The sequence below is a fragment of the Alkalilimnicola ehrlichii genome (genome assembly GCF_003399765.1).
Lineage (GTDB): Bacteria > Pseudomonadota > Gammaproteobacteria > Nitrococcales > AK92 > AK92.
Window position 1 is genome coordinate 17,016 of record NZ_NFZV01000035.1, and the last position, 18,534, is coordinate 35,549.

The following is an 18,534-nucleotide window of genomic DNA, read 5'->3' on the forward strand; positions in this document are numbered from 1 at the left end:
TGTTGCAGAAGACACAATACGGGTGGAAGCAAAGAGCTCCGGCGCTCTTAAGCGGATTACTCCTCGCACCTTTACGGGCTTTTCGGAACGCCTTATCGCCTCCGCCCGATCTGCGGGATAGGGGCCATTAGTGCTTCCTCAATTCGAGCCAGGGGCAAGATGCATGCCTTGGATGGTTTTTCTCCACTCGTTGTTCATGTCGGTATGGTTCGGCTGCTTAGTAGCGCTACCGCGCCTGTTTTCGGAACACACAGCCTGTACCGACCCCGAACAGCGAGCTTGGTGCCTCATGATGGAGCGCAAGCTGTTTAAACTCGCCATGACGCCAGCCGCCGTCCTGACCGTGCTGTCTGGCTTCTGGCTTTTGTTCAGTTTCGGGTTCGACGGCGGCTGGTTACCGGTAAAACTGGCCTTGGTGAGCGGGCTAGCGTTCGTTCATCTTTATCAGGGGAAGGTACTCGCCGATCTTCGGGACGGAAAATATCAGGGGCAACGGCGGAGGTTCCTATGGCACAGTCTAGTACCGGCGCTGGTCGCCGTCGCCATTATCTTTTTGGTGGTGGGCAAACCCTTCTAAAGGCCCTCTACCCCGCCGGCAAAGCAGGTCGGCCAACATACGGCATCCGACCGGCCTCGCCTTAAGATTTGCCTTTAACCCCCGGCCCGAGATTGTGCTCGAACACCAACTTCCCCCCTAGCCAACCAGCAACGCTTAAAACGAGAAACGAGAGCACCGACAAGAAAAGCCCCCAAGGCATAACCGCAGATAAGGGATCATTCCATCGAGCGACGAAATTCGCAGCGGCCAAGGCCATGAGCACAATCGCCGCCAGCATATGGCTCCAGCTCGAAAAATGGCGTCTAATCTGCGGCACCAACATAAAATCCATAAAACCCGCAAACGCCGCTGCCGCCCCACCGGCAAGACCGCCCACCAGCAACCAAAACGAAAACAGCGCCCACATCGGATCGCCTAACCAGATAAAAACGAGGTCGGTTACCAAGGTGGCGGAAAAAAAGCGATAGGGAACGTTACCAGCATAGGGTGCAGCGGATGGCCGGCAATATGAAACCGACTGGCCGCGCCGGACGGATGCTGGCGGCGAGGCGCATCCGATTCTTCGTTTTGGTCCATCTCGCCTCCTTGCGATAAGGCCATTGCTAATAGCTAGCGGCTAAGCATAACGCCGATACCGAACCGTACGCGGGGTTGTTCGCGCACTGGCTCTCTCGGCCACAAATACACATCTTCCGCAGCAACCAAGGGGTAACGATACTCTGCGTCGCCAACCTTGCCACGCTGCTCGCGGAGCAGCTCGCCCACCACAGTAACCTCTCGCCCCGACCCATAATCCGCCGTTTCCAGATAGCCTGGATAGTCGACTAGAAACCGTCCCGCAGCAGAGGCACCGGTTCGGGGTCGCTGCGAACGGTCGAGCGGATAAGCCAATATTTCCAACCGCGTCCTGTCTTCCAAATTGCGCACGTTAATGACGGTACCACCCCAGATGACGCGCTCGCCTTGCCGAGCATCCATTTCCGCCACGGCTCGCGGCGGCATGATATCCGTATCGACGCCGGCACGATCGAAGCCCGGCCCGGTCGCGCAAGCAGCCAGACCAAGCATCAGCAACAGCAACAGCAACAGCAAAAAACAGCCGGAAACTTGGCGCATGTCTTCACCCCTATGTAGAAACGTCTCTTGCCAACAGCTTACGACCGCGGCCGGCAAAACGGCTTTGGCTCAACGCCAAAGAACGGATCGCAGAGAGGTAAGAGAGTTGTTCGGCGCTTCCGTCAAAGGCAAGGCTACCAACGTGGATAACCAGGCGGCCCATAAAACGGATGCGGGTAACGATACGGCCAGGGGCCGTGCCAGAACGGATCCCAGTACGGCCCCCACTCATGGGGACGAGGCTCAGGCTCCGGCGCCCACAACTGATAAGCACTTACCCGAACGACCGGGTAACGATAAGGGTACGCGCCCACCGTATGCGTTTCGACACCCTCGATTACCCCACGGACGGTCAACTGCCGCCCCTGTTGATAGATCTCAGGATCGAGAAAATCGTCAACGCAGGCCATAAAGCGTCCTTGGCTGCGATCGTCCTCAAAAGGCCGCCCGTTTCGCTGTAGTTCGCGCCCCACCACTTCAACGCATGTCTGGGTAGCGCGGTTGTCGATACCGGCAATCGTGCCGCCCCAACGAACCTCAGCCCCCGCGTAGGCGTCAGGGTCCGACCGCACGTTCCGTAAGTCCGGCGCATCCGGTGGCGCCCGCCGCACGCCGTCAGGAATGGTAGTAGCGCACCCTGCCAGAATGAGCAGCAAAATACCCAGAAACCCCGCTCTCATAGCCTGCCTCACTGTCGTCACGGTGCCGGAACGCACCGTCGAAGCTTAACCACGGTACGCCTCGGTATACAGCGCGAGCACGCAACGCCTTGGCATCAATATAAGCCCTTTAACAGGCTATGCAACGCCAAACGTCGCGCTTACCCCAAACGCCGCCAGTTACTAACGTTTCGACAGCGCCGCATCAAAGAGGTTGCATCAACAACAACATGTTCTTCATGTGCGCCGATGGAGAAGAACGTTGCCGCGCTAACCGTCGCACGGGCGGCAACCATGGATCCGGGTCGAGCCCTGGCCAAAGGAAAGGCAAGCGCGGCTGCGACCTACAGTCCCCGTTAGGCGAACGCTTCCTGCCGCATCCGATAAATGCTGCCGATCTCTTCAGGGGAGGACACATTCACTTCAAGCTGCCGCAACAGCCCATCCTGCAACCCGTATATCCAGCCATGCACGGCCAAAGGCTGCCCGCGCGCCCACGCATCCTGCACAATGGTGGTATGGCAGACGTTGTAGACTTGTTCGATAACATTAAACTCGCAGAGGCGATCGGCCCGCTCGTCAGGGTTCTCCACACAGCTCAGTTTAGGCTCATGCTTACGGTAAACGTCTTTAATGTGCCGTAACCAATTATCGATCAAGCCAAGCTGGTTGTGCTCCATGGCGCACCGCACCCCGCCACACCCGTAATGGCCACAAACGATGATGTGCTTAACTTTTAACGCCTCCACCGCAAACTGCAAAACCGACATACAATTCATGTCGGTATGCACCACGACATTGGCTACGTTACGGTGAACGAAGAGCTCGCCCGGCAATAAACCGACGATTTCATTCGCCGGCACACGACTATCCGAACAACCGATCCACAAATATTCGGGCGTTTGTTGCTGCGATAGCGTAGTAAAAAATTCCGGATCCTGCTCAGTCATTTTCTGCGACCAAGCGCGATTGTTTTCAAGCAGGTGTTTCAAGGTCGGCATGCCAATCTGCCCCTTTTTGAATTTTAGAATACCGCGTATTGCTGTCCTTCTCGCGCAATGCGCGAGCGTATCGTCGGCATTCTTAGAGAACTCCGGCACATATAGTAGAGTGCCCAGACTCTGGAAGCTACTAAGGAGACAGCGAAGGTTCCGCGACCGTCTCTAACCAATCAAGCCGCGCCAACAAATCGGCCATTTCGGCATCTGGTTCTGCAAAAACGCGAATAGATTCGCCCGTATAAGGATGCTCAAAACACAAGCTGCGGGCTAATAGCAGCAATCGATGCCAATCGAAATGATCGCGAAACAAACGATTCTGCTCGCCCACCCCATGCGTAGTATCGCCGATAATCGGATGTCGTAAGTGGGCAAAATGCTTGCGTAATTGATGCCGACGCCCGGTTAACGGCCAGGCCTGCATCAGCGAGTAACGAGCGGTTTGATAACGTGCAACCGGAATAGGCAACTCGACCGTTGCCAGCCGTTTAAAATCCGTGATGGCCGGCTGCGAATCTTTGCCGGTTTCCGGGTCCGACAACGCATAATCGATGCGCCCTTCCGGCTCGCAATAGCCCCGCACTACCGCCAGATACTCCTTACGGACCGTCCGGGCCTCGAAACACCCGACCAACGCACGAGCAGCTTCGCTGCTTAAGCCGAAAATCAACACGCCCGCGGTAGGCCGATCCAGTCGATGAATCGGATAGACACGACGCCCTAGCTGATCGCGCAGGCATTGCAACACGACAATGCGGGCCGACGCCAACATGGTTCGATGGACCAACATGCCTGCCGGTTTGTAAACCGCGACGTAATGCTCGTCCTGATAAAGAATATCCAGCTCTACCATCGCGACTATACGTATTGGCCGGCACACCAGCCGGACGCCCAAGCCCATTGAAAGTTAAACCCGCCGAGCTGGCCGGTCACATCCACCACTTCGCCGACGAAGTAAAGCCCCGGCACCGACTTGGCCATCATGGTCTTCGACGACAACGCCTCGGTACTCACCCCACCTAAGGTCACCTCGGCGGTCCGATACCCTTCGCTACCGCCCGGTTTGAGAACCCATTGGTGAAAACGCCGAGCGACCTCTTCTAACGTCTTATCCGCACAATCGGCTAACGGGCGATTTTCGAACCAGTCCCCAGTCACGGCCTGCACAAACCGCGTCGGCAGATGCTCCGCGAGTACTGTCTTTAACGCCTGCCGCGGCCGTTGCCGTTTTTGCTCCAGCAGCTCGGCGGCTAAATCGACTTGCGGTACAAGATCGATGAGTACCTCATCCCCCTCCCGCCAATACGAGGAAATCTGCAAGATCGCCGGACCGCTTAAGCCGCGGTGCGTAAAGAGCAATGCCTCGCGAAAGGACTGCCCATTGCAGCTCACTTCCGCCTCCAGGCTAACACCCCCCAGCTCGGCACATCGATTATGCTCAGCCCCGCTCAAAGTAAACGGGACCAGCGCGGGACGGGTTTCGGTGACCGGCAGGCCAAACTGGCGCGCCAACCGATAACCGAAACCGGAAGCACCCATTTTAGGAAACGACAAGCCGCCGCTTGCCACCACCAAGCTCGCGGCAACATAGCGGCCTAGGCTTGTTTGCAGTTCGAAGGCTTCCTCGACCTGAGCAACCGCTGAAATCTCGCACCGTAATTGGATTCGCACCCCTGCCCGCTCGCTCTCGACAAGCAGCATCCGCACGATATCCTTCGCCGACTCTTGGCAGAACAATTGGCCGTGCTTACGCTCTTCGTAAGCAATACCGTAGGCGGCAACCAAAGCCTGAAAATCCCACTGGGTATAACGGCTCAGGGCCGACTTACAGAAATGGCGGTTCTCCGACAGATAATTGGCCGGTTCGGCGTAGAGATTAGTGAAGTTACAGCGCCCGCCGCCGGAAAGCAGAATTTTCTTGCCGACTTTATTGGCATGATCGAGCACCAGTACGCGGCGGCCGCGCTTGCCGGCCTCGATAGCGCACATGAGCCCGGCCGCGCCTGCGCCGATCACTATCACATCGTAGTGCTTCGCCATTACGTTAAAGCCCGGCTAATCTTCGACCGCCTGCAGGGCTTCCAGTTCTTCCTGCTTTTCCAACCACTCGGCTTCCAGTGCTTCTTGCCGCGGCTTCAGCTCAGCCTGGCGCGCAAGCAGCTCGCTCAGGCGCGCTTTATTCTCCGACTCATAGAGAGCCGGCTCGGCTAAGGCCTGTTCCAGCTCATCGAGCGTGCCCGCCAAGTTCGCGATCTCACGGTCTAAACGTTCAAGATGTTTACGCAACGGCGCCAAGCGTTTCCGCCTTTCGGCTTCCTGCCGTTTTTGCTCTTTTCGTTCCGCCGCGCTGCGCCCGCTTCCCCCGGCCGGCTCCGCCTGTCGGGAGGCACTGGCCGTTTGCGCGCGACGCTCCACCAACCACGCATGATAATCGTCCAAATCTCCAGCAAACGGGCTAACGCGGCCACCGGAGACCAGCCAGAACTCGTCTGTCGTCGTCGCAAGCAGATGGCGATCGTGCGACACCACGATCAAAGCGCCTTCGAAGCTCTGAAGTGCTACCGTAAGTGCATGCCGCATTTCCAGATCGAGGTGGTTAGTCGGCTCGTCGAGCAACAACAGGTTCGGCCGCTGCCAAACCAGTAAAGCCAGCACTAAGCGGGCTTTCTCGCCACCGGAAAACGGCCCGACCGGCGCATCGACCTGCTCGCCTTGAAAACCGAAACTACCGAGAAAATCGCGCAGGCTCTGTTCCGCTGTGCGTTCGTCTAAACGCTGCAAATGGAGCAGCGGACTGGCATGGTCATCGAGCTGCTCCAACTGGTGCTGGGCAAAATACCCGACGACAACGCCCTGACTAAAGGTACGCTTCCCCGCAACCACATCCAACTCGCCCGCCAAGAGTTTTACCAGCGTCGACTTACCGGCACCGTTAGGGCCGAGCAAAGCAATCCGGTCGCCGGGGCGGAGACTGAAAGAAACGCCTTTCAGTACCGGTTCGGTACCGTAACCGACACTGACCTCATCCACCGTTAAGATAGGATTGCCCGCCCTCGGCGGCTCGCGAAACTCAAAATGAAACGGCGAGTCGACATGCGCCGGCGTCAGCTTTTCCATCCGCGCCAGCGCTTTCACCCGACTCTGTGCCTGTTTGGCCTTAGTCGCTTTGGCGCGAAAACGGTCGATGAACTGCTGCAAATGCGCGATTTCTCGCTGTTGTTTCTCGTACAAAGCTTGCTGCTGCGCAAGCTTCGCAGCACGCTGCTCTTCGAAGGCGCTGTAATTACCGCGGTAGAAAACTAGCCGCTGTTGGTCTACATGCACAATGCCTTCGACGACCGCGTCGAGGAAGTCTCGGTCGTGGGAAATCAGCAGCAAAGTTCCCGGGTAGGCGCGGAGCCACTGCTCCAACCAAAGCACCGCTTCTAAGTCCAAATGGTTGGTGGGTTCGTCGAGCAGCAATAGATCCGAGCGGCACATTAAAGCTTGCGCCAAGTTCAGCCGCATACGCCAGCCGCCGGAAAAGTGCTTTACCGGTAAAGACAATTGTTCGGGCGTAAAGCCGAGGCCATGCAAAAGCTCAGCCGCCCGCGCATGCGCGCTATAGCCGTCGATAGCGTCCAAAGCACCGTGCAACTCGGCAATTCGGTGCCCGTCCTCCGCCGTTTCGGCTGCGCTAAGGGCCTGTTGTAATTCGCGCAGCTCGCGGTCGCCATCCATCGTAAAATCCAGCGCACTACGCTCAAGCGCCGGCGTCTCCTGCATGACGTGAGCAATAACCCAGGTTGCCGGTAGTTCGACTTCGCCGGCATCGGCCTGTAACTCTCCGCGCAGTAGTGCAAACAGGCTGGACTTACCGCTGCCATTGGCGCCGATAATGCCGAATTTCTGTCCGGCATGGACCGTCAGCTCGCTGTTTTCTAGCAGTGGCAACGCGCCACGATAAAAGGTGAGATTACGCAAAGATATCATGGCGGTGAAGTCTATCAGGCCAGTGGGACGGAAACACTGAAAATTTCCTCATCCTTCTCCGACCAGACCAAGCCGCGCAGCGCAGCGGCAAGAGCGTTGTTCGGTATTTACTTAACGCTCGGGCGCGGCCCGCCCGCAGGACCAACAAGCGGCGAACTGTCCCTCGACCAGTTCGCCGCAGCCGGAGCACCGCCAATCGCTGCCACCGGGAGCCTCTAGAATATCGGCGACAAGACGCCGAGCCAGCTCATAGTCCTCATCGTCGCTGACCCAGACCTCCGGCCAACACTCATTCAAAGGAAGTTCGCCGGCCGCACCGCCTAGATAGGCATTCCGTAACACTGCCGGAATCCCGTGCTGTTCGAGAACCGCATGAATGTGACCGGCAAGCAGAATATCCGCAGCTTGATAGACGCGTTTCATTCCCTAAGCCGCTACGAAGAACAACGCGATAACGCAAATCAACGCCGCAAACCAAATCAGGCTCCGCAAGGTAGGCTTATCGAATATGTAGAGCAAACCGTACACGATACGCAGAATCACGAAAGTCACAGCAAGCGTATTGACCGTTCCTTGAGCCGCATCCAACTGATGGGCGATGATGACGGCGGCTGCAAACAACGGTAAAGCTTCAAACGTATTATGCTGCACCCAATCGGCGCGCTTCCGCCACCCCTCCAAGCCAGCCAGAAATGTTCTCGGTGTGCGATTATTGAAGCCGCTAGCACCCGCCTTGGCCGCTATCGCGAAGGCGTATGGCAACAAACCGACAATCAAAACACACCAGTAAGCTATGGTCATTCTTATCCTCCAATAAAGACAACATTACCTATGTTCTTAAATTTTTGTTAAGCAACCGACTCACCTCGTGAAGGGAACGCCGACTGCGATTTTGCTACTATCGCGGCCAAGACGGTATTGGAGCAAGTACTTGTGGACAGCACAAAACTCAATCATCTTGTCAGCCGGGCCGAGGATTTACTATCGCGGCTGGAAAGTATTCTCCCGCCTGCTCCTGCAAGCATAGACTGGTCTGCTCCCGCTTTCAGGTGGGAACCGCGACGAAGCGGCGGGTTCTTGCGCGCTATCCCCCGCCCCCACCGCATCCGACTGAGCGAACTACACAATATCGAGCGGCAGAAAACGCTGTTGGACCGAAACACACGGCAGTTTCTCGCCGGTCTTCCAGCCAATAACGCTCTGCTATGGGGTTCCCGCGGCACCGGCAAGTCGTCGCTCGTCAAAGCCTTGCTAACCGAATATAGCGAACGGGGACTGCGAGTCATTGAAGTAGATAAGCAGCACTTGGTCGAACTTCCGGTCATTATCGACCTTCTGGAAAAACGGCCCGAGCGCTTTATTTTGTTCTGCGACGACCTCTCCTTCGAAGCCGACGACCCCAGCTACAAGACGCTGAAAGCGATACTGGACGGCTCGTTGAGCGCCGCGCCCGACAATGTGCTGATTTACGCAACGTCGAACCGCCGCCATCTGTTGCCGGAGTACATGGCCGATAACGAGCAGACTCGAATCTACGAGGGCGAGATTCATCACGGCGAAGCCGTCGAAGAGAAAATCTCCTTATCGGAGCGTTTCGGGCTGTGGGTATCCTTTTATCCGTTCGATCAGGATGCCTATCTGGATATCGTGTTCGGCTGGCTGGAACGGCTCGGAGTGGAAACGCAACAAGCAGGCGCTGAGATCCGGGCCGAGGCGCTGCGTTTCGCGCTGGCCCGCGGCTCCCGCAGCGGACGGGTAGCCTGGCAATTCGCGCGCGATTGGGCGGGAAGGACGGCGCTGACCGGCGCCGAGTAGGCACGGCGGGGCGGCAACGCCACCCCGCCTGCGTTCAAGCCTTAGCCGATCCACACCCGAGCGTTGCGGAACAAGCGCAACCACGGGCCATCCTCCGCCCACTCGTCCGGACACCAGGAATGCTGTACCGCCCGGAACACCCGCTCCGGGTGCGGCATCATGATGGTGAAACGGCCGTCGGTATTAGTCAGCCCCGTAATGCCTAAGGGCGAACCGTTAGGGTTGAAGGGGTACTGACTCGCTTCACGCCCGTAGTGGTCGACATAACGCAGACTCACCTGCCCGGCCGCCAGGGCTTTACGCGGCCCGGCGTCGCCGTCGAACTCAGCTCGCCCTTCGCCATGCGCTACCGCGATCGGCATCCGAGAGCCTTCCATTCCAGCGAGGAAAAGCGACGGCGACGGCAAAACCTCAACCATCGACAAACGGGCTTCGAATTGCTCCGAACGATTGCGGACGAAGCGCGGCCATAGTTCAGTACCAGGAATCAGCTCCCGCAGATTCGATAACATCTGGCAGCCGTTGCATACGCCTAAGCCAAAGCTATCGCCACGATTAAAAAACGCTTCGAACTCGTCGCGTGCCCGCGGATTGAACAGAACCGATTTAGCCCACCCGCCGCCGGCACCCAACACGTCGCCGTAGGAGAATCCGCCGCAAGCGACCAAGCCGGCGAAATCGCCTAACTTGACGCGCCCGGCGATGATATCGCTCATGTGCACATCGTGCGCCTCGAATCCTGAGCGATCGAAGGCCGCTGCCATCTCGACTTGGCCGTTGACGCCTTGCTCTCGCAGCACGGCTACACGAGGCTTGGCACCGCTATTAACATACGGTGCCGTCACATCCTCGGTAGGATCGAAACTCAAGCTGGCGTGCAACCCCGGATCGTTGGCGTCTAGCAGAGCGTCGAATTCCTCCTGCGCACAGTCGGAGTTATCGCGCAGAGCCTGCATCCGGTAACTGGTTTCGCCCCATGCCCGCTGCAGATCGACTCGGGCTTCGTTGAGCAACTCGACCTGGTGCTGCCGTATAATCAAGCGATCGTCGTCGCGCAAAGCGCCGATAACATGAGTGTGATACTTCAATCCCGCAGCCGCGAAACGCTCCAGCACGGTGTCGCGGTCTTCGCGCCGCACCTGCAACACAGCCCCCAGTTCCTCGGCAAATAAGGCCGGCAGCGGCTCGCCCAACTGATCGAGGTTAACATCCAGGCCGACGTGACCGGCAAACGCCATTTCCGCCAAGGTGGTAAACAAACCGCCATCGGAGCGGTCATGGTAAGCCAGGAGAAGTCCATCCCGATTCAGCGACTGTACCGTGTTGAAAAACCGTACCAGAGCCTCGGGGTCGTCTAGATCGGCCGGATGATGGCCGATCTGACCGTACACTTGGGTGAGTGCGCTCGCACCCAAGCGAGTTTCCCCCTTACCGAGATCGATCAGAATCAACTCGCTCTCGCCCCGGTCGCGCCGTAAGGCGGGCGTCAGGGTGCGGCGGGCGTCCTCCACCGGAGCAAAGGCCGACACGATCAAGGATAACGGCGAGGTAACGCTCTTCGCCTCCTTGCCCTCCTGCCAAACGGTTTTCATGGACAAGGAGTCTTTACCGACCGGGATCGCAACGCCTAGGCGCGGACACAACTCCATGCCGACGGCCTTCACCGTATCGAACAAAGTTGCATCCTCGCCGCCGTGCCCGGTCGCCGCCATCCAATTGGCGGATAAGTTCACCTTACGGAGATCGCTAATCGACGCCGCTGCCAGATTGGTCAGCGCCTCGCCGACGGCCATACGACCGGAGGCCGGGCCGTGCAGAACGGCGGCAGGGGTTCGCTCCCCCATCGCCATAGCTTCGCCCGCATAGCCGCGATAATCGGCCACCGTCACCGCACAATCGGCAACCGGCACTTGCCAAGGGCCGACCATCTGGTCGCGCGCCACCATACCGCCGACGGTACGATCGCCGATGGTAATCAGGAAGCTCTTATTCGCCACTGTCGGCAAGCGCAGCACACGATAAGCCGCATCCCGCAAATCGATGGCCGTAAAGTCGATTTCCGGCTTATCAAACGTTTTGTGGCTGACGTCCCGCAGCATTTTCGGCGGTTTACCGAGCAAAAGCTCCATCGGCAAATCCACGGGCGTGTTGTCGAAGTGCCCGTCGCCCAGTACCAATTGCCGGTCCTCGGTCGCCTCGCCGATGATGGCGTACGGACACCGCTCTCGCTCGCAAAGCGCGGCAAACTGCTCGACGCGGTCCGCAGCCAGCGCCAGCACGTAACGCTCCTGCGACTCGTTACACCAAATCTGCATCGGCGACATGCTCGGATCGTCGCTCGGCACGGCGCGTAGTTCGAGCTTGCCGCCGCGCCGACTGTCGTCGAGGATCTCCGGCACGGCATTGGACAGGCCGCCCGCGCCGACATCGTGAATGGAAACGATCGGGTTATCCTCGCCCAAGGCCCAGCAAGCATCGATTACCTGCTGACAACGTCGCTCCATCTCCGGATTGCTACGCTGAACCGAGGCGAAATCGAGCTCCTCGTCGCCCTCGCCACTGGCAACCGACGACGCCGCACCGCCGCCGAGGCCGATCAGCATCGCCGGGCCTCCCAGGACGACGACCGGCGAGCGGCTCGGTACCACGCCTTTCTCGACGTGCTGAGCGCGAATGTTGCCGACACCGCCGGCAATCATGATCGGCTTGTGGTAACCGCGCACCTCTTCGCCTTCCGGGCCCGGCACACGCTGCTCGTAGGCCCGGAAGTAACCCAGCAGATTGGGACGGCCGAATTCATTGTTATAGGCGGCAGCGCCGATCGGCCCGTCCAGCATAATTTGCAGCGGCGAGGCAATGCGCGCGGGCTTGCCGTAATCCTCTTCCCACGGTTGTACCCATTCCGGAATCCGCAGGTTCGATACGGAAAAGCCCACTAAGCCGGCCTTTGGCTTTGCCCCGCGGCCGGTTGCGCCTTCGTCGCGGATCTCGCCGCCGGCACCGGTTGCGGCCCCCGGCGCCGGCGAAATAGCCGTGGGGTGATTATGGGTTTCCACCTTCATCACCAGGTGAACCGCTTCTTGCCGACTGCCATAAACTCCCGTGCGCGGGTCGGCGAAGAAACGTGCGGCTTCGCTCCCTTCGGCGACTGCGGCGTTGTCCGCGTAGGCCGATAAAACACCCTCGGGACGGCTGTTATACGTGTTGCGAATCATCGCAAACAGCGATTTATCCTGCGGCTCGCCGTCGATGATCCAGTCGGCGTTAAAAATCTTGTGCCGACAATGCTCGGAGTTGGCCTGCGCGAACATCATCAATTCGACATCCGTCGGATTGCGTCCAAGCTGGCGATAACTTTCCGCGAGGTAATCGATCTCGTCCTCGGCTAAGGCAAGACCAAGTTCTCGGTCGGCCTGCTCTAACGCCGTCCGGCCACCGCCGAGTAAATCAATCGACGCCACCGGCGCGGGCGCTGCCTGGCTAAAGAGCCCTTCGACACCGCCGGCATCGCTCCACACAACTTCGGTCATCCGGTCATGCAAAAGCGCTTTAATGGCCACGAGCTGTTGTTCGCTCAGCTGATCGGTAACGCCTTGCAGGCAATAAGCCACACCTCGCTCGATGCGCCGAATGCCGTTTAAGCCGCAATTACGCGCGATATCGGTGGCTTTGGTCGACCACGGCGACAACGTCCCGGGGCGCGGCGTCACTAGAAGCTTAAGGCCTGAGCCGGCTTGCGCCGGCAAGTTCGGGCCGTAGTCGAGCAAGCGATCCAATACCTTTTGCTCGTCGGCGGTTAAGGCTCGCTCCAGATCGACAAAGTGATGATATTCGCTACCGATCGCTTCGATCTCAGGGGCAATCGCTTGCGCAGCGGCAAGTAACTTTTGCAGGCGAAATTCGGAAAGGGCGGGCTTACCACGTAGGCGTAGCATGGTTTCTCGTAACCTGACTAGTAAAAGCGAAGCGCACGGCGGGGCGCGACCCCACCGCACACGGGAATCGTTAGCGCAGATGTTCCTGTAGCAGGACCAATATGCGCTCGGAGATTTCGGGTTCGGCGTACTCGCCGTCTTCATCGCTTACGAAGACCTGAGTCCGCCTTCCGTCGCGGGAGAGGTTGACCACATAGGGTCGCAGGCTATCGGGTTCCTCACTGCGCCAAAAGGCGAGAAAACTGAAGAAACCGCGCTCGCGCTGGCCTTCTTCCGCCCGCACATCATACCGGATGTAATAAGCGCCGGCACTGCGATCGCGATCCTCGACCGTAAATCCGGCTCGATCGAGTGCTGTGCCAACTTGGCGCCACGCTTCGAAGAAGCCTTCCTCGATCACCAACATAGGCGCTTCGCCGGGGCCGTCGGCAAGCTTGGAGCGTGTCTCCTGCTCTGCCGCCAAACCGTTCTCCGGCGGCATCGATTCAGGTTGCGCTAAACCCGGTCGTTCAGCCGCGTCGCGTTCCGGCGCCAACACGGGCGGCTGCTGTAAGCGCTCGGCACGCTCCTGAGCCGGGTCCGGGTCGCCCCGGAACACACCGCACCCGCTCGCCAGGCTTATACCTAAAATCGCCACTATGCCAAGCGCGTATCGCACGTGCCTCACCTCAAAGAACTCCAGCCAGTTTCATCGCCTGACGAACCGTCTCATGATGCTGCTCGGGCAGCGGCGTCATCGGCAAGCGGATCCCCGGCCCCATCAGCCCCAATTCGGCAACGGCCCATTTGACCGGAATGGGGTTGGACTCGACGAACATCGCTTTATGCAACGCGGCCAACTGCGCATCGATGCGCTCCGCCTCTTGGATATCGCCGCGCATCGCCGCGGCACATAAGTCATGCATCAATTTCGGCGCAACGTTCGCCGTAACGGAAACGATACCTTTACCGCCCTGCATGATGATTTCGCGACCGATAGCGTCGTCACCGCTGTAAACATCGAGCTTATCGCCACAGCGCTCGATGACTTCGCGCGCACGCTGCACCGTGCCGTACGCTTCTTTCACGCCGACGATATTCGGCACGTCCGCTAAGCGCTGTACGGTTTCCGGCAATAGATCGCAGGCCGTACGCCCAGGCACATTGTAAAGAATCTGGGGAATAGGCACCGCATCGGCAATAGCCTTGTAGTGCTGGTACAAGCCTTCCTGAGTCGGCTTGTTGTAGTACGGCGTTACCAAGAGCACCGCATCGCAACCGCCTTCCATCGCGTAGCGCGTCAGTTTAATAGCTTCCCAGGTCGAGTTAGCGCCGGTACCGCCGATCACGGGGATACGGCCGCGCGCATACTCGGCGGTGCGACGCATCACCTCGAAGTGCTCGTCGTAATCGAGCGTAGCCGACTCGCCGGTAGTACCGACGGCTACGATAGCGTCGGTACCATTATCGACATGGAACTCAACCAAACGCTCAAGCGCTGGGTAATCGACCTCGCCGTCACTGTCCATTGGCGTGACCAGGGCGACCATGCTGCCGTGGAACATCGTCTTCGTCTCCACCCCATTGAAAACAATGGCTGCATACTACTTGCGCGCCCCACAACTGACAAGCGAGCAAAGAAAACAGCTTCCCCTGCTCCGACCCCACTTAGGCAGTAGGGTTCACACAAATCGCAGCGACACCGGTTCATGCTACACTGGCCAGCTTACCTCATACATCCCAAAACCAAGGCCGGGCGAGATAGGTCACGATGCAAAATTTGTTAGTGGTTACGGCTCTCGGCGAAGATCGCCCAGGAATCGTTGACGAGTTGTCGCGCGTCATTGTCGATAGCGGCTGCAACATCGAAAACAGCCGTATGACCGTACTCGGCAGCGACTTTGCGGTCATCATGCTCGTCTCGGGACGCTGGAACGAACTCGCGAAACTCGAAAGCAGCTTGCCGCAGGCAGGCAGGCGCCTTGGCTTGCTACTCAACACAAAGCGTACCGACGCCCCGACGCGGCGCGGCGATTTATTGGCCTACGCAGTAGAGGTCATCTCCGTCGATCATCCGGGCATCGTTCATCAGCTATCCAACTTTTTCGCCAAGCGCAGCATTAACATTCGCGACTTATCGACGGCGAGCTATGCAGCGGCACACACCGGCACGCCGATGTTTTCGGTACTGATGACGATCGACGTACCCGCCAACACGCATATCGCCACGTTGCGGGAAGAATTCATGGACTTCTGCGATCGCCTCAACCTCGACGCGATTATGGAACCGGTTAAGTCATAAGCAGTCGCGCGAATACCCGCTAGCGACGCAACGCCCCACACCTCCAGCGGTTTGTTTACGACAAAAGCGAGAGCGACGATGAGCGAAATCGAAGTAGGAAAAGCGGTACCCAACTTTCACGCCCCAGCCACCGGCGGCGAGACGATCGAGCTTGCCGAGCTGCGGGGAAAGAATGTCGTATTGTTTTTCTATCCGAAAGCTAACACCCCTGGTTGTAGCCAAGAAGGTCAGGACTTCCGCGACGCAAACGAAGCGTTCGCCGCCTTGAACACCGTTGTCCTCGGCATCTCCCGCGACGGCGTCAAGGCGCAGGAAAACTTCAAGGCTAAGTACGACTTTCCGTTTCCGCTGATTGCCGACAAGGACGAGGCCGTATGCCGCCTGTTCGATGTTATCAAACAGAAAAACATGTACGGCCGCCAGGTTATGGGGATCGAGCGCAGCACATTCTTGATCGCCGCCGACGGCAAACTGCACAAGGAATGGCGGAAAGTAAAAGTTAAGGGGCACGTCGAGGACGTCCTGGCCGCAACGCAGGAACTGGCCTCCTAACGGCGACGATTTCCGCAACTCGGGGAGTTTTTGATTTATGACGAAAGCGGCCGCTCAGCGTACACGGTTTTTCGTTGTCGACGCTTCGGTGCTGATCCACGACCCAGCGGCGCTATTCCGCTTTCAGGAGCACGACCTACACTTGCCGATGGTCGTGCTCGAACAGTTGGACCACGCCAAACAAGGACTCTCCGAGGAAGCCCGCAACGTACGCCAGGTCAGCCGTTTCCTCGACCAGTTGCTTGCCGATGCCGGCCCCTTGGATCTGGAGCGCGGCCTCCCGCTCGGGCAAGAGGCCGCGGGACGCCTGTTCTTCGACCTCACACCCGGCGCGCGCAGCGTGCTCGATACCGCGCTAGATCTACAGGAAAAGCGGCCCGACGCCAAAGTGACGCTGGTCTCGAAGGACATTAATCTGCGGATTCGGGCGACGGTCCTCGGTATCCATGCCGAGGATTACCACAGCGACCAGGTTCTCGACGATCTGGACCTGCTTTATTCCGGTCTGAACGTTATTCCCGCCGACTGCTGGCGTAAAGCGCAGCCCTACAATGACGGCTTCCGGCTGCCGAACGACGAAAATTGGCACTTAAACCAGTGCCTTTACACGGAAGACGACAGCTTCCACGGTATTGTCCGGGAGGTTAACCCGGACGGCACGGCCATTGTTAGCTCGGTAGAAGATTTCCGCCGCTCCGAAGCGGCCGTTTGGGGAGTGCAAGCGCGCAACCGTGAGCAGAACTTCGCGCTTAATCTCTTGCTCGACCCCAACATCGATTTCGTCAGCCTGCTCGGGCCGGCCGGCACCGGAAAGACGCTGCTCACCTTAGCCGCGGGCCTTGCGCAAACCCTCGACCATCGACGGTTCCGAGAGATCATCATGACCCGAGCCACCATCTCACTCGGGGAAGACATCGGCTATTTACCGGGGACAGAAGAAGAAAAGATGGGGCCGTGGATGGGGGCGCTGATGGACAACCTGGAAGTGCTTACCCAAACCGAGGGCAGCAGCAGCTGGGGGCGCGCCGCGACCCAGGACCTTTTGCAGAGTCGGGTAAAAGTGCGCTCCCTGAACTTCATGCGCGGCCGCACGTTTTTAAGCCGCTACATCATTCTGGACGAAGCGCAAAACCTGACGGCCAAACAGATGAAGGCACTCATCACCCGCGCTGGCCCCAGCACCAAAGTCGTCTGCATGGGCAATCTGAGTCAGATCGACACGCCGTATCTGACCGAAACCAGCTCCGGCCTCACCTACGTCGTCGACCGCTTCAAAGGCTGGCGCCACGGCGGGCATATCACCTTACAGCGCGGCGAGCGCTCCCGACTCGCCGACCACGCAACCGAGACGCTCTAGCAGCCGATTAGCTTTCGCTTGGCCGGCTCAACGGGACAGCACAAAAACGCACTGCAACACGACATCGCCATCATCCCCCGCATGCGGATAGAGGGCGACAAAGTAATCCCGCGCCGACGATACGTCGAAGACGCGATAGGGCTCCGCCACCTCAGGCTCCAAATCCAAATGTTCGCCGATACGCAGGGTCAACTCGTCGATATCGCCATGTACCACCACATTGGGGCCGAAAGCCATGTCATAGCCTCGAAACCCGACATAAGCGACCTCGGCGCCGAACACGTCCATTGGCACCGAAGGTCGGTAAAAATGTGGGTTATCGGGCGGCTCCGACGCCGCCAAATAGCGCTCGCGCAGCGTCTCCGCTTCCGGGCCGGCGGCGTCGGCACGGCAAGTCACCATGCGCTCCAGAGCACCGGTATCAACGGCGCTAGCCGCCCCTGGAAAAGCAACCGCCAGAGCAAGCAAGAAAAACACAGAACGCATAAGTCACCCCATTTACTCTAGAATCCGCACGTGGCGCAGATAGCCGCCGCGACGCTACCGCCAGGGTGCGTCCGGCAGCGGCTCGTGGCGACCCACGGCTTGGCCGGTGCCCACCACCTGGAACACACGGCCTTCGCGATTATTATCTGAGCGAGCGTTCGTCAGCCACACCGTCACCCCGCCGTCCGCCTCCATGCCGACCACCAAATGTTCTTCCCGCCCCTGCTCGCCACTCGATATCCAAGTGTACTCGGGGAGGTTACGCATTTGCTTGGCCAGATCCGCCGCCAACTCCAGTGTGGCCTCGTAGAGGATCTCTTCCTCAATCTGCCGCCAACGCACGTAGAGGGTTTTCGGAGCCGGGCGTTCGAAAATCAGGGTGCTGCCACCGCTCACGGACTGCCAGCAACAACTGATCCGCCCCCCATCGCCCACCACGTATCGTCAAACAGCAGCTTCTCGACCAAAATCTCGTTCCCGCGCGGGTGGAGATGCTCACATCGAAGCTACGATCCGCCCCCGCTTGGTAGTACACATAGCCGCTAAGCAAAAAGAGACTTAGCGCCAGGATCACCAGACTCACCCGTTTCGTCATCGTACGCGTCTCCAGCCCGTATAGGCCCTTGGCCGCCACCAGAAATCGTCCGCCGCGTTACCTCGGTCCGGGGCGTTGGGGAAAATCTCGCGCCCCCCGCGTTCGGCGCATTGCTATTGACCACGTTGGCCAGATCCTCTCGCCAGCCGTTGCCGGTGACCAGCTCCGGTCGGTGGTATTGATGGGAGTGGTGGATGTACTCCCGGTAC

21 protein-coding genes are annotated in these 18,534 nt (G+C 58.8%); 5 read left to right on the forward strand and 16 right to left on the reverse strand.

What is annotated here, in order from left to right; genetic code table 11:
- Positions 1-163 precede the first annotated feature (163 nt).
- Positions 164-577, forward strand: a complete 414-nt coding sequence (locus CAI21_RS20345) for a CopD family protein (RefSeq protein WP_116303975.1) — start codon at positions 164-166, stop codon at positions 575-577.
- A gap of 61 nt (positions 578-638) precedes the next feature.
- Here CAI21_RS20345 and CAI21_RS20350 read toward each other — a convergent pair whose 3' ends face one another.
- The 10 genes from CAI21_RS20350 to CAI21_RS20390 form a co-directional block, all read right to left on the reverse strand.
- Positions 639-965: a DUF2231 domain-containing protein gene (locus tag CAI21_RS20350; protein ID WP_116303976.1), complete on the reverse strand. Its 327-nt coding sequence runs from the start codon at positions 963-965 to the stop codon at positions 639-641.
- A 32-nt stretch (positions 966-997) separates the two neighbouring features.
- Complete coding sequence (locus CAI21_RS23410; protein ID WP_181919559.1) at positions 998-1,135, reverse strand: hypothetical protein; 138 nt, start codon at positions 1,133-1,135, stop codon at positions 998-1,000.
- A gap of 33 nt (positions 1,136-1,168) precedes the next feature.
- Entirely contained in the window at positions 1,169-1,675 is a 507-nt protein-coding gene (locus tag CAI21_RS20355) for a Slp family lipoprotein (protein ID WP_116303977.1), read from the reverse strand.
- Positions 1,676-1,809: 134 nt separating this feature from the next.
- Entirely contained in the window at positions 1,810-2,355 is a 546-nt protein-coding gene (locus tag CAI21_RS20360) for a Slp family lipoprotein (RefSeq protein ID WP_116303978.1), read from the reverse strand.
- A 335-nt stretch (positions 2,356-2,690) separates the two neighbouring features.
- Positions 2,691-3,335 (reverse strand): carbonate dehydratase, encoded by a 645-nt coding sequence (gene can / locus CAI21_RS20365; RefSeq protein ID WP_116303979.1) that lies wholly within the window; start codon positions 3,333-3,335, stop codon positions 2,691-2,693.
- A 130-nt stretch (positions 3,336-3,465) separates the two neighbouring features.
- Complete coding sequence (locus CAI21_RS20370) at positions 3,466-4,185, reverse strand: pseudouridine synthase (RefSeq protein WP_116303980.1); 720 nt, start codon at positions 4,183-4,185, stop codon at positions 3,466-3,468.
- Positions 4,186-4,190: 5 nt separating this feature from the next.
- Complete coding sequence (locus tag CAI21_RS20375) at positions 4,191-5,372, reverse strand: BaiN/RdsA family NAD(P)/FAD-dependent oxidoreductase (RefSeq protein WP_116303981.1); 1,182 nt, start codon at positions 5,370-5,372, stop codon at positions 4,191-4,193.
- A 15-nt stretch (positions 5,373-5,387) separates the two neighbouring features.
- A complete protein-coding gene (locus tag CAI21_RS20380) occupies positions 5,388-7,304 on the reverse strand; it encodes an ATP-binding cassette domain-containing protein (RefSeq protein WP_116303982.1) in 1,917 nt (638 codons plus the stop codon).
- Between the two features lie 111 nt (positions 7,305-7,415).
- On the reverse strand, positions 7,416-7,727 hold the full coding sequence (locus CAI21_RS20385) for a putative signal transducing protein (RefSeq protein WP_116303983.1): 312 nt from the start codon (positions 7,725-7,727) through the stop codon (positions 7,416-7,418).
- A 3-nt stretch (positions 7,728-7,730) separates the two neighbouring features.
- Positions 7,731-8,105, reverse strand: a complete 375-nt coding sequence (locus CAI21_RS20390; RefSeq protein ID WP_116303984.1) for an MAPEG family protein — start codon at positions 8,103-8,105, stop codon at positions 7,731-7,733.
- A gap of 132 nt (positions 8,106-8,237) precedes the next feature.
- Between CAI21_RS20390 and CAI21_RS20395 the strand changes: the two genes are divergently transcribed.
- Positions 8,238-9,119: an ATP-binding protein gene (locus CAI21_RS20395; protein ID WP_116303985.1), complete on the forward strand. Its 882-nt coding sequence runs from the start codon at positions 8,238-8,240 to the stop codon at positions 9,117-9,119.
- 41 nt (positions 9,120-9,160) lie between these two features.
- Here CAI21_RS20395 and purL read toward each other — a convergent pair whose 3' ends face one another.
- The 3 genes from purL to dapA all read right to left on the reverse strand — a co-directional run bounded on the left by purL (position 9,161) and on the right by dapA (position 14,598).
- On the reverse strand, positions 9,161-13,054 hold the full coding sequence (gene purL, locus CAI21_RS20400; RefSeq protein ID WP_116303986.1) for a phosphoribosylformylglycinamidine synthase: 3,894 nt from the start codon (positions 13,052-13,054) through the stop codon (positions 9,161-9,163).
- A gap of 70 nt (positions 13,055-13,124) precedes the next feature.
- Complete coding sequence (gene bamC, locus CAI21_RS20405) at positions 13,125-13,712, reverse strand: outer membrane protein assembly factor BamC (RefSeq protein WP_220348938.1); 588 nt, start codon at positions 13,710-13,712, stop codon at positions 13,125-13,127.
- A gap of 10 nt (positions 13,713-13,722) precedes the next feature.
- Positions 13,723-14,598: a 4-hydroxy-tetrahydrodipicolinate synthase gene (gene dapA, locus CAI21_RS20410; protein WP_116303987.1), complete on the reverse strand. Its 876-nt coding sequence runs from the start codon at positions 14,596-14,598 to the stop codon at positions 13,723-13,725.
- Between the two features lie 206 nt (positions 14,599-14,804).
- Here dapA and CAI21_RS20415 point away from each other — a divergent pair, with 206 nt between their 5' ends.
- The 3 genes from CAI21_RS20415 to CAI21_RS20425 all read left to right on the forward strand — a co-directional run bounded on the left by CAI21_RS20415 (position 14,805) and on the right by CAI21_RS20425 (position 17,244).
- Positions 14,805-15,335, forward strand: coding sequence for a glycine cleavage system transcriptional repressor (locus tag CAI21_RS20415; RefSeq protein ID WP_116303988.1), 531 nt, complete (start codon positions 14,805-14,807; stop codon positions 15,333-15,335).
- Between the two features lie 78 nt (positions 15,336-15,413).
- On the forward strand, positions 15,414-15,887 hold the full coding sequence (locus tag CAI21_RS20420) for a peroxiredoxin (protein ID WP_116303989.1): 474 nt from the start codon (positions 15,414-15,416) through the stop codon (positions 15,885-15,887).
- Positions 15,888-15,924: 37 nt separating this feature from the next.
- On the forward strand, positions 15,925-17,244 hold the full coding sequence (locus tag CAI21_RS20425) for a PhoH family protein (protein WP_116303990.1): 1,320 nt from the start codon (positions 15,925-15,927) through the stop codon (positions 17,242-17,244).
- A gap of 27 nt (positions 17,245-17,271) precedes the next feature.
- On the opposite strand, the gene CAI21_RS20430 is transcribed toward CAI21_RS20425, so the two are convergent.
- The 3 genes from CAI21_RS20430 to CAI21_RS24290 form a co-directional block, all read right to left on the reverse strand.
- The gene (locus CAI21_RS20430; RefSeq protein ID WP_116303991.1) at positions 17,272-17,730 is read right to left on the reverse strand and encodes a hypothetical protein; all 459 of its coding nucleotides are present in this window, start codon (positions 17,728-17,730) and stop codon (positions 17,272-17,274) included.
- A gap of 54 nt (positions 17,731-17,784) precedes the next feature.
- Complete coding sequence (locus CAI21_RS20435) at positions 17,785-18,165, reverse strand: DUF2931 family protein (RefSeq protein ID WP_181919724.1); 381 nt, start codon at positions 18,163-18,165, stop codon at positions 17,785-17,787.
- Positions 18,166-18,272: 107 nt separating this feature from the next.
- A partial coding sequence (locus tag CAI21_RS24290) for a hypothetical protein (RefSeq protein ID WP_220348940.1) occupies positions 18,273-18,534 on the reverse strand: 262 nt, incomplete at its 5' end.

What these genes read in the sequence shown, in the direction of transcription:
- CAI21_RS20420 (WP_116303989.1), top strand. Translation starts at nt 15,414, where the DNA reads ATGAGCGAAATCGAAGTAGGAAAAGCGGTACCCAACTTTCACGCCCCA.
- CAI21_RS20380 (WP_116303982.1), bottom strand. Translation starts at nt 7,304, where the DNA reads ATGATATCTTTGCGTAATCTCACCTTTTATCGTGGCGCGTTGCCACTG.
- CAI21_RS23410 (WP_181919559.1), bottom strand. Translation starts at nt 1,135, where the DNA reads ATGGACCAAAACGAAGAATCGGATGCGCCTCGCCGCCAGCATCCGTCC.
- CAI21_RS20430 (WP_116303991.1), bottom strand. Translation starts at nt 17,730, where the DNA reads ATGCGTTCTGTGTTTTTCTTGCTTGCTCTGGCGGTTGCTTTTCCAGGG.
- CAI21_RS20350 (WP_116303976.1), bottom strand. Translation starts at nt 965, where the DNA reads ATGTGGGCGCTGTTTTCGTTTTGGTTGCTGGTGGGCGGTCTTGCCGGT.
- CAI21_RS20345 (WP_116303975.1), top strand. Translation starts at nt 164, where the DNA reads ATGCCTTGGATGGTTTTTCTCCACTCGTTGTTCATGTCGGTATGGTTC.
- can (WP_116303979.1), bottom strand. Translation starts at nt 3,335, where the DNA reads ATGCCGACCTTGAAACACCTGCTTGAAAACAATCGCGCTTGGTCGCAG.
- CAI21_RS20360 (WP_116303978.1), bottom strand. Translation starts at nt 2,355, where the DNA reads ATGAGAGCGGGGTTTCTGGGTATTTTGCTGCTCATTCTGGCAGGGTGC.
- CAI21_RS20385 (WP_116303983.1), bottom strand. Translation starts at nt 7,727, where the DNA reads ATGAAACGCGTCTATCAAGCTGCGGATATTCTGCTTGCCGGTCACATT.
- purL (WP_116303986.1), bottom strand. Translation starts at nt 13,054, where the DNA reads ATGCTACGCCTACGTGGTAAGCCCGCCCTTTCCGAATTTCGCCTGCAA.
- CAI21_RS20415 (WP_116303988.1), top strand. Translation starts at nt 14,805, where the DNA reads ATGCAAAATTTGTTAGTGGTTACGGCTCTCGGCGAAGATCGCCCAGGA.
- CAI21_RS20370 (WP_116303980.1), bottom strand. Translation starts at nt 4,185, where the DNA reads ATGGTAGAGCTGGATATTCTTTATCAGGACGAGCATTACGTCGCGGTT.
- CAI21_RS20390 (WP_116303984.1), bottom strand. Translation starts at nt 8,105, where the DNA reads ATGACCATAGCTTACTGGTGTGTTTTGATTGTCGGTTTGTTGCCATAC.
- CAI21_RS20375 (WP_116303981.1), bottom strand. Translation starts at nt 5,372, where the DNA reads ATGGCGAAGCACTACGATGTGATAGTGATCGGCGCAGGCGCGGCCGGG.
- dapA (WP_116303987.1), bottom strand. Translation starts at nt 14,598, where the DNA reads ATGTTCCACGGCAGCATGGTCGCCCTGGTCACGCCAATGGACAGTGAC.
- CAI21_RS20355 (WP_116303977.1), bottom strand. Translation starts at nt 1,675, where the DNA reads ATGCGCCAAGTTTCCGGCTGTTTTTTGCTGTTGCTGTTGCTGTTGCTG.
- CAI21_RS20425 (WP_116303990.1), top strand. Translation starts at nt 15,925, where the DNA reads ATGACGAAAGCGGCCGCTCAGCGTACACGGTTTTTCGTTGTCGACGCT.